9 protein-coding genes are annotated in these 10,719 nt (G+C 43.2%); 8 read left to right on the forward strand and 1 reads right to left on the reverse strand.

Annotation, left to right across the window (positions count from 1 at the left end; all coding sequences use genetic code 11):
* Positions 1-250: 250 nt before the first annotated feature.
* Entirely contained in the window at positions 251-883 is a 633-nt protein-coding gene (locus GX654_17825) for a DUF3313 domain-containing protein (GenBank protein ID NLD38724.1), read from the forward strand.
* Positions 884-993: 110 nt separating this feature from the next.
* On the opposite strand, the gene GX654_17830 is transcribed toward GX654_17825, so the two are convergent.
* On the reverse strand, positions 994-4,203 hold the full coding sequence (locus GX654_17830) for a TonB-dependent receptor (protein ID NLD38725.1): 3,210 nt from the start codon (positions 4,201-4,203) through the stop codon (positions 994-996).
* Between the two features lie 753 nt (positions 4,204-4,956).
* Between GX654_17830 and GX654_17835 the strand changes: the two genes are divergently transcribed.
* The 7 genes from GX654_17835 to GX654_17865 all read left to right on the forward strand — a co-directional run bounded on the left by GX654_17835 (position 4,957) and on the right by GX654_17865 (position 10,526).
* Positions 4,957-5,127: a hypothetical protein gene (locus GX654_17835; GenBank protein ID NLD38726.1), complete on the forward strand. Its 171-nt coding sequence runs from the start codon at positions 4,957-4,959 to the stop codon at positions 5,125-5,127.
* A gap of 66 nt (positions 5,128-5,193) precedes the next feature.
* Positions 5,194-6,120: a DUF169 domain-containing protein gene (locus GX654_17840; GenBank protein NLD38727.1), complete on the forward strand. Its 927-nt coding sequence runs from the start codon at positions 5,194-5,196 to the stop codon at positions 6,118-6,120.
* Positions 6,121-6,140: 20 nt separating this feature from the next.
* Positions 6,141-6,665: a type 1 glutamine amidotransferase gene (locus tag GX654_17845; GenBank protein NLD38728.1), complete on the forward strand. Its 525-nt coding sequence runs from the start codon at positions 6,141-6,143 to the stop codon at positions 6,663-6,665.
* A gap of 57 nt (positions 6,666-6,722) precedes the next feature.
* Positions 6,723-7,088 (forward strand): hypothetical protein, encoded by a 366-nt coding sequence (locus GX654_17850; GenBank protein NLD38729.1) that lies wholly within the window; start codon positions 6,723-6,725, stop codon positions 7,086-7,088.
* A gap of 19 nt (positions 7,089-7,107) precedes the next feature.
* Positions 7,108-8,880: a response regulator gene (locus tag GX654_17855; GenBank protein ID NLD38730.1), complete on the forward strand. Its 1,773-nt coding sequence runs from the start codon at positions 7,108-7,110 to the stop codon at positions 8,878-8,880.
* A 154-nt stretch (positions 8,881-9,034) separates the two neighbouring features.
* On the forward strand, positions 9,035-9,619 hold the full coding sequence (locus tag GX654_17860; GenBank protein NLD38731.1) for a LemA family protein: 585 nt from the start codon (positions 9,035-9,037) through the stop codon (positions 9,617-9,619).
* A gap of 1 nt (position 9,620) precedes the next feature.
* Positions 9,621-10,526 carry a TPM domain-containing protein gene (locus GX654_17865; GenBank protein NLD38732.1) on the forward strand — a complete coding sequence of 302 codons (906 nt, stop codon included), beginning with the start codon at positions 9,621-9,623 and terminating at the stop codon, positions 10,524-10,526.
* The last annotated feature ends 193 nt before the right edge of the window (positions 10,527-10,719 follow it).

Here is a 10,719-nt window from a genome sequence, read left to right on the forward strand (position 1 = left end):
ATACTTTCGATAAGCATGAATCATATCCTCCTTCCCATAGGTTAGTCACCAACAGGAAGTACTTGATTTGATTCATGCTTTCAAGTTTTTTATTAACCTGGCACCCACAAATTCTTGTGAGGAGCCATTAATTAATCAGGTATCCATTTTATTATTGGAGGGAGACATGAAAAAATTATCTAATAATAGACTATTACAATTTAAACACATTAGCTGTCTGGTATTGGCTCTTTTTTTTATCAGCGGAGGTATGGCTTTAGCAGAGAAGGGAAAATTAAAAAAGGGTGATGTCACTAATGATGGCCTGACAGTGTTGAAGACAACAGGTTTTACTGAAACACAGATTAAAAGTGACGTCACCTGGGCTGAGTACACCAAATATCAAATATCTCCGGTTGAGGTGAGTTTCAGGAAGAACTGGAAGCGAGACTACAATCGTGGTCAAAAAAGTCTGGCAGCACACGTAATGGATGAGGACATGGTAAGGATAAAAGAGACCATGGGGAAAATTGTATTTGAAGAATTTGATAAGGCTCTTCAGGAAAAGGGCGGCTTCAAAAAGGCGGATCAGGCCGATTCAAATACACTTCTTTTTAAACCCAGGATAATCGATCTGGATGTATACGCCCCTGATGTTCAAGGTTCGTCAGTCATCTCCAGAAGCTATGTCAGGCAGGCTGGTCGTGCCACATTGTTTTTAGAGGTTCACGATGCGGTAAGCGGAGAAATCATTGGCCGCTGGATAGATACCAGGGAGGATCCGGACAGAGGTTATTTTGACTGGGCAAACCGGATAACCAATTCTGAACGGGCCAAGCTTGCTGTTGGTCTCTGGGTAAGACGTTTAATCGAAGGTCTGGAAAATTTAAAGGCTGGAAATTGAGTTATATCTTGTTTATTCGGAAAATTTCAACGCTTAACAAACTAAAGAAAAGGCCCGTTAATAAAATTGTTAACGGGCTTTTTTATTGAAGAGCTAAATTAATTCAGTTTTTAAAACCAGACTTTTGCTGCCAGGTAGAATCTTCGACCAAGAATATCGTGGCTGCCAATATAACTACCAAGAGCATTGTTAGTTGAATTTGCACCAGTAGGCTTCGGTTTGGCGTAAAGCAGATTATCGATACCAAAGCGCAATTCCATGTTATCTCCCAGGATATAGCGACTAAATAAATCAAATTGATTATAGGATGCTACCCCTTTAACATCGGGTGCACTACCAGGCGCTGGATCAAGTGATGGCAGATACCTCCAGCGTAAACCAGCGGAGAATAGGCCGTGGCTATAGGAAAGGTTGGTAAGCACTCGGTAATCAAAGGATGAATTGCTTACTGTTCCGGTGTAGTCAACCTCTGCTGCTCCCGCATATGGTGATATAGCATATTTTTCGAGTTTACTATACAGCACATTCACACCCAGACGCCCGGGAATAAAATCAAGTCCGATGTCAGAGAAATCTGAATTCCAATCGAGTTGAATATCAAATCCCTCAGAGAACAGTGCCCCCTGGTTCATGTAGGCTGCAAGGTATTTTCGGTCGGCGCCGAAAACATTCATTCCATCGTCTATGTACTCCCGTTTAATGAGATCGCAATAGGGGTTGCCGGCTGCCAGTTGCTCGCCTGTGTAGGTTCCTGGAGCTGAGCCTATTAAGGGGTTGTACTGGGCATCCAGACATTGCTGATATACCGTACCATGACCGGGGGAGCCAATCGCACCCTCAACTTCAATATCGTAATAGTCAATAGAAAGCCGAAAATTTTCCAGGGCCGGCGCCTTAAAAGGCGAGTTGATAACTACCCCAAAGGTCTTGGTATCGGCTGTTTCAGATGCCAGGTTTGGATTTCCCCCTGTTACTCCCAAGACAAAGGGAAAGTAAAACGTTCCACCAAAGACATTATATGCCCAGTCATTTGCACTGGCCCCGGGCACGTACAGGGCAAAGTTAGCCGGCGCGCCATCGCGGACCATCAAGTGTTGACACAGGGTCTGCACATTCAAGCGGTTGGGGTTATCAGCTTTATTACCCCAAGGCGCTACTTGATCCCAGCTACCACAGGCATCTGCGCCTATTGTAATGGTACTGGCTCCTGTTGGCATAAACAGCTCGGCCATATTGGGGGCACGGTTTGCATACTGGAAACCCCCGCGTAAACGAATCCAGTCAATGACTTCCCAATCAGCCATTACCTTATAGGTATCCTCTTTTGGCGCGTTGCTGTAATCCGATATACGATAACCTGGTTCAAGGGTAAAACTTTTTATCAAAGGTAAGTCTTTGAGTACCGGGATTAAAAGCTCGCCATAAATCTCTTTTACATCGGTACTCCCGTCGACAGGCACTGGTAACGCAATATTACCAACTACCTCGGGAAAATTTTGGTTCGCATTAAAACCAGAGTCGGGATTAAATCGAAAATTTTCCTCGCGATAATTGACACCTAATGCATACTTAATCTTTTCGGACCAGGGCAATTTAAAAAGGCTGCCCTGTATATTGGCTTCAAAATTATTTTGTTCCAGTGTTGTGATGGAGTTCATGCGAAGGGTCATGTAATCGGCACAATCCTGACTGACGTAAGAAGATGTGTTGACACTGCCATCCGCGTTAAATACAGGAATTCCACTTTCACATTTAGCGATAACGGATGTTGCATACCCCCCTGACCAGCCCTTGCCATACTGGTCGGCTTCATATATTTCCTGAGACCTTGTTAATTGTGTAAAACCTTCGTGTTGCTGAACGTTGATCGTTGACTTGCCGTGAGAATAATACACGTCCCAGGTCCAGTCTTCGGTGAACCCGGATCCAAACTTACCACGCAGACCACCGCTTACCTGAAATACGTTACTTGTTGTAAGTGTCTCATAAGGCGGTAAATAATGCATAGCTTGTTCCAAGGTCCAGTTCGCATCCGGATTTGGTCGCGAATTTAACAAATCGGCCAATCCGGCAGGCACCGGATGATGAGCAAAACCAGCGGGCCCTTGACCGAATAGCTCCGAATCGGGGTCGTCATAAAGCTGATTATAGGGCATTTGTATAGCCCAGATGTTAAAAAACTGCTGCTGGTTGGCGATCGCCAGGGCCTTGTTCTCAGAATGGCGCAGATCCATATAAAACTCGATGGAATCGGTAAAGCTGTAACTTCCTGATCCAAAAATCGAATACCGCTCCAGGGGCATCTGCAGAAAGCTCAGGTCTTTATTGAAATAGGTAAGGCCCCCACTGTCCGGACTGATTTTAAAACCGGAATCATATCCTATTGGACCAGTATAAGGGTGGGCCGTATTTAAGGGATCCGCATCGGCAAATATGTTGCCATTTTGATCGACGCGGTACATAGAGGCACTCCATAAAGTTGGCAGATTAGTGGTACCCGGATTAAAGCCGATCAGCTTGGAAGAGCCTAATTCCTGTCCGCCGCTATAAGAAACGGTGCCGGGGTCTCTCCAGCCATCCCTGATAAATTTGCGATCTTTACTCATGACAGTATTTCGATCCGCATAGTTAAAACCCATCATGACATTGCCGCGGCCATCAGCGACCTCGGAGCCCAACAGAGCACTTAATTGAAATTCTTCGCCGTCACCCTCTTCGGTAATGCCATATTGGGCATCAAATGTCGCGCCTTTGAAGTTTTTTTTCAGTATCAAGTTCACAACACCGGCAATAGCATCTGCACCATAAACGGCGGCGGCGCCACCGGTGATGACCTCAACGGATTCGATGGCAGCGGCGGGGATGGTGTTGAGGTCTACCACCAGCGCAGCATTCATAGGCTGAACACGTTTACCATCAACCAGAACGAGGGTTCTATTTGTTCCCAGACCTCTCAGGTTTACTGTTGCGGCACCAGGTGCTGCCGTCGCTGAAGGAAGTGGTGTGCCGGCATCACTGAGCAGTGATTGAGTGCCTGCGGGAGTGAATTGCGGCAATTGGTTAAGCGCCGATTCTATACCGATATTGGATCGTTCTTCGAAGATCTCAGCTTTAACTGTGACGATTGGACTTGATGACTGATAATCGCGACGAGGGATTCTTGAACCGGTGACTACAATTTCTTCCAGTGTGAACTCTCCTTCATCCGAAGCCTTATCCTCTTGCCCCATTGCCATACCGCACGTAAGTGCCAACCACAAGATTAACATGGAATGAAAAGATCGTTTAAATAGAGTAAGCCACTTTTTTGTCATTTTCATTTTTCCCCCTCTTAATAAAAATAAGTTAATATTACTCAACTATTTTTTTTTATTATAGAAAGTTGAGCTGCCTCTTGAGAGAAAACTTATTTTTTATGCAGCCCGATACAAGCGGCTACAAAAAATCAAAATGCTAAACTAAAGATAGAATCCGCAAAGAGCCTGTATGTTTAATAAATTTGACTTTGTTAAAGGGGCTGTATGTATGAGTAGTAAGTTAGTGTGAGGACCGTTCAACAGGAGATTGAAATTGTCACCGGGAAAATTTTTTAGCACCCTGTTTATAGAAGAAAACATATTTGCCGACCATGAAAACATATTGAAAGTTAGTAGAACTCTCTGATTACACAGTAAAACAGCAATACATAAAACCGGGCTAAAAAAACCTTTTAATACAAAATCCTGTAAGACATCAAAAAAGTCAGGTAAGGCAAAAATATTTCTATATATAGTTGAAGGCTGCTAATGTGTCAAGCTACTTAAAGAAATAATAAAATTATAATTTTCAAATATTCCAATAACTTTCTATGACACTTACAAGATTGTTATTTGAAAAATATCTTTAGTTGTCAGAACTTTGTCAAAGTTTACCTTACTCCCTATTAATAGTAAAATTCGAATATATCGTTTGACATTTCATTTAAAATATTGTGGATGCTGAAGTAAGTCTTTATAATAAATTTTATATATGAGTTTTCCATCAACATTTTTATCTGGCTTTCGGGATTTTTTTACACAAATGGAGGTATTAAAATGTCATGTGAAAATTGCAGGTTCCGTTCAAGGTATGACAAGGACCCAAAGTCATTTCTTGGCAGGATATGGCGATGGCATATAGGATTTTGTCCGGGCTGGAAGCAATATTACAAATCTCTTTCTGATGATAAGAAATTTGAACTAACAAAGATGTATAACCTGAAATAAAATTAGAATTTTTAATCGAATTCTGCAAAATGCAGATATTTTTAAACAAAAATTATAGGAGAAGTCATGGAAACTAAAAAAACAGATCAGGCTGGCCTTTCACGGAGGACATTTCTGGCAGGTACTGCCATTGCTGCTGTGGCTGGTGCCGCAGGTATCAAAAATATTGCCGTTGCAGCCGCAAGCACTGCGGAAGGTACTGTTTCACCGGTTGAGACAGTCAATAAATACGGTTCGGATCTCTTGAACATGCTTGTCTTAAGGACATACCCTATTGCAATAAAGATGCTTAAGGATGAAACAGAGATACCTCAGGGGGCAGTCAGACCCAAAAAAGACCTTGGAGAACATTATTCCGCCTGTCAGGCCTTTGGTATTGTCCGCCGCCGCGGCACCTCCCTTGCCATGTTTATAGAAGATCACTGGTGTTTTGAGCCTATTATTGGTTACGGCCTGGTGGAAACACCAAAGGATTTTCTTGAGGGTTCGGGCAGCGACTTTTTTATCCAGAATAGAGAGGCTGCAAAGGCGAGAAACATGTCCATGCCGGTGCTGCCACACGGAAAATATGCCGGAATGGTACTTGCCCCTTTACACAAGGCCAATTTTGAACCTGACATTACAGTCATTTACTGCAATGCAACCCAGCTCAGGCATATGCTGTTTTGCATGATGCGAAAAAACGGCTACACGGTATCATCCAACCTCGACCCTCTATGGTCATGTGTGCACTCTGTTGTGCCCTCCCTCTTAACAGGAGAATGTGAGGTTACAGTGCCTGACCCGGGCGAATTTGAAAGGGGAGGGGTGGGTGATGATGAGATGATGTTAACGATCCCAAAAGGCAGGATGGAAGAGCTTATGAGCGGTGTATACCACTATGACAAAATGGGTATGGGTTACCGCAGCTTTGGCCGTGATATAAGAGGTAATTTCAAGCAGCCTCCATATTATAAAGAGTATTTTAAAAAGTGGGGGCTTGATACAGAGTAATAGATCCCTGAAAGGATAAGATCATGGAACTTAAAGGTAAAAAGGTCATAATACTTATAGAAAACATGTATAATGAGCTTGAATACTGGTACCCCTTTTATCGCCTGAAGGAGGCCGGTGCAGAGGTTATAACGGTCGGCTCCGGAAGCTCCCAGTACACATCAAAGATCGGGTTTCCTGCAAAGGCAGACACAGGAGCAAAGGATGTAAATATGACCGAATTTGACGGTGTAGTAATACCCGGCGGTTATGCCCCCGATATCATGCGCCGCTACCCTGAAATGGTTAAGCTTGTAAAGGATGCTGATGATGCGGGTAAGGTAATTGGAGCAATATGCCATGCGGGATGGATGCTTGCCTCTTCAAAAATATTGAAAAACCGCCGTGTTACCTCATTTTTTGCTATTAAAGATGATCTTACCCATGCAGGGGCCGAATGGGTGGATGAAGAGGTGGTAATCGACCGGAATCTTATTACAAGCAGAAAACCGGATGATCTGCCTGCCTTTATGAGGGCGGTTATTACAGTGTTAAAAACTATTTAACCGGAATATGAAAATATCTGAATAGCAGCATGCAACCATTAACAATACCGGGTAAGCATGGTAAAAAAGAAAATATCACACATTGAGATTGATAGGTATATCTCTAATTTCCCAAAGGATGTTCAGGGTATCCTGAAAAAGATCCGGGACATTATTTCAAAGGCTGCTCCTGATGCAGATGAGGCCATAAAGTACGGTATACCGACCTTTGTGCTTAATGAAAATCTTATTCACTTTGCGGGATATAAAAGACATATAGGTTTTTATCCTACACCTTCTGCAATAGAAAAATTCAGGGATGAATTATCTGAATACGAGAAAAGCAAAGGGTCAATAAAATTCCCTCTTGATAAACCGGTACCCTATGACCTGATTAAAAAGATTGTAAAATACAGGGTAGGTGAGGTTAAAGGTAGTTTATAGAGAAATATTAGCGTTAAAAATGGACATTAAAAAAGTAAAAATAATTATAAAAACCTGCCTCAAAAATGCCGCCTTTAAGGTTGCCTTAATCTATGCCTGTCTTGCAGTGCTGTGGATACTTTTTTCTGATCAGATATTGTTATTGTTTATTAAAGATGCTGAAGCCCTCACCATGTTGCAGATGTTCAAGGGATGGTTTTTTGTGCTTGCTACTTCAGTAATAATTTATTTTCTGCTTAGGTCTGAAATATCTAAAATCACCCAGGCACAGGAGACCCTGATAAAAGAAAAGACCTTTATTGAAAAGGTCATCAACAGTATGCCGGGGATTTTTTATGCCTTTAATGAGAGCCATCAGTTATTAAAATGGAATAGGAACCTCCAAAATCTTTCAGGAAAGAGCCCTGATGAAATGGAAAAGGGAAAGGTTTTTTTTCTGGACTGTATCCCTGATAATGAAAAGGCAAAATTCATCAGGACACTTGATGATATCCGTACTAACAGGGATAATATTTCACTTGAAAGCCAATTTATAAAAGCAGATGGTTCAAAGATCCCTATGCTGTATACTGCTGGATATATAGAATATGATAGTGAGAGATATTTCCTGGGTTTTGGGATAGATATAAGTATGATGAAGAAACTTGAAGAAGAGCTTTACCAGGCCCATAAAATGGAGGCCATTGGCACACTGGCAGGTGGCATTGCGCATGATTTTAATAATATCCTGGGTGCTATTTTTGGTTTTACGGAGATGGCAAAACTGGAAACAGATGACAAAGAGAAGTTAAACGAAGACCTTGACCAGATTCTCCGAGGGGCACAGCGGGCAAAGGAGCTTGTACAGCAGATTCTTACATTCAGCCGTAAAAACGATCAGGAGCTTAAACCTCTTAAGATACAAGCTATTATAAAAGAGGCCCTTAAACTGCTCCGGTCATCCATCCCCACAACAATAGAAATCAGGAATGATATTAATCCGGACTGCGGTTCTGTTCTAGCCGACCCGACCCAGATTCATCAGGTGATAATGAATCTCTGTACAAATGCATATCATGCCATGAAAAAGAGAGGAGGTGTGCTTAGTGTGTCTCTTCAACCTCTGATCATAACTGGCGAATCTGATGATATAAATATAAATCTAACACCAGGTTCATATTTAAAGATTGAGGTCAGCGACACAGGTATCGGGATAGAAAAGGAGGCCCTTAAGAGGATATTCGACCCCTATTATACAACAAAGAACCAGGGTGAGGGAACCGGTTTGGGTCTGTCGGTTGTACATGGCATTGTCACCAGTCTGAATGGGGATATACAGGTATACAGCGAACCTGATATCGGGAGCAAATTCAGAGTCTATCTGCCTGTGGTATCATCCGGATTCAAGGGAAATACCCATGATACAGCAGCAACTCTTCCAACCGGCACAGAGTATATCATGGTTGTTGATGATGACATTCTTATTGCTGACATCACCGCCAGAAAGCTTGAGAAACTTGGTTACAGTGTAACAAAACTCACAGGCAGTATTGATGCATTACACCAGTTTGAACATGACCCGGATCTTTTTGACCTGATAATAACAGATATGACCATGCCGAATATGACCGGTGAAGAGCTGGCAACTAATATCCTGAGACTCAGGCCTGCGAAAAAAATTATCCTGTGTACAGGTTACAGTGATCTTATTAATAATGAAAAGGCAAGACAGTTGGGCATAAGGGCTTATATAATGAAACCGGTGGTTATGGATACCCTTGCTGTGACAGTCAGGAATGTACTGGACGAATGACAATGCCTTGATCCTGATTTTAAGACCAGCTATTTAAGTGTTTGAGCTCAAAGTAATTTTTACAAAATAACCATAAAAGATTTTTTGTATTGGATGTTATATTAGCAGGCTATATCATGGCAGTAATTTAACAGTTAATTTTCAGGAGGAACCGATGAAAAAGTATTTATCAGTGATACTATCAATTGTGTTTGTCATGCTTCTGTCAGGGTGCGGATACAATCTTATGCAGTCAAATGAAGAGGCCGTGTTCAAGGCATGGGGTGATGTGGAATCAAATCTCCAGCGCAGGGCAGACCTTATCCCCAATCTTGTAGAGGTGGTAAAGGGATATGCCTCACATGAGAAGGAGACGCTTCAGGCGGTAATTGAGGCCAGGGCAAAGGCAACCGCTGTAAATCTCACACCTGGAGACCTCAATAATGCCGAGGCTATGGCACAGTTTAACCAGGCCCAGGGAGGGCTTTCATCCGCATTATCAAGGCTCATGGTTGTAGTGGAACAGTATCCTGATCTCAAGGCAAACCAGAATTTCATGGACCTTCAGAACCAGCTTGAAGGGACTGAGAACAGGATCAATGTCGCAAGGCAGCGGTATAACGAGGCGGTTGAGATATTTAATTTTTCAATTCGTAAGTTTCCCAACAGCCTGACAAACAGTATTCTGCTGCATCTTGATCGCAAGGAATATATCAAGGCAGATGAAGGAGCAAAGGCAGCGCCAAAGGTAAAATTTTAGCATGAATATCGCGAAATCAGTCAATATCTGCATTATCAGCCTGCTCATTGCATTCTGGGCTACCTGTGCATCAGGGCTGGATGTGCCCGCGCTCAAGGCCAGGGTGAATGATTATGGGAATATCCTTTCCCCTGCAACCGAGCAGCAGCTTGAGGCTGTGCTTGCAGAGCTGGAGAATACTGACTCGACACAGATAGTGGTACTGACCATTCCATCCCTTGAGGGTGACAGCTTGGAGGATTTTTCCATCAGGGTTGCTGAGAAGTGGCGGATTGGCCAGAAGAAGAGCGATAATGGCGCAATCCTCCTTATCTCAAAAAATGACAGAGCACTCAGGATAGAGGTGGGCTATGGACTTGAAGGCAAGCTCACGGACCTCATAAGCGGGAGAATAATACAGTATGTTATAGTCCCTCACTTCAAGAGGGGTGATTTTGATGCTGGTGTAATAAGCGGAGTCCAGGCCATGATCCAGACTGTCAGGGGGGAGTTTACCGCAGATAAAAGGCCATCAACGGGGAGCCACAAGCCGGCGCCAGGTGCAGGCCTGTTTCCGGTTCTTGTCCTTCTGTTTCTGGTAAACATGTTTGGCAGGATAAAACGCCCGCTGGGCGCTGTAGCAGGAGGGATATTCTTCCCGATTATTGCAGCCATATTATTCGGGCCCGGTTTACTCATGCTTTTTATGATTCCTGTTGGCATTATCGGCGGCCTTCTTTTAAGCCTCTTTGGCGGCCCCTTATCCTTTGCAAGCGTAATCAATTCCGGCAGGAATAAAAATAATCGCTGGAGATCCGGGGGAGGTTTTGGCGGGTTCGGTGGCGGCTTTGGCGGTGGAGGCGGATTCGGAGGGTTTTCAGGAGGCGGCGGTGGTTTTGGTGGCGGCGGGGCATCAGGGAGATGGTGATATTCATCAAATAACAGGTTTTTTTGATGAATGCTATCAGCTTTCATCGGTCAGCTTTGAATGCATCTTGTAGATACTATGTGGATCACTTGGAAGCCATTTGATATAATTTTCTTTTTAACCCATTAAAAAGGAGGATACCAAATGAACAAGACCCAAGTGATCCAGAAGGATAGTAACACAAAAGAATCTA

Source organism: Desulfatiglans sp. (genome assembly GCA_012513605.1).
In the GTDB taxonomy this organism is placed as follows: Bacteria; Desulfobacterota; DSM-4660; order Desulfatiglandales; family HGW-15; genus JAAZBV01.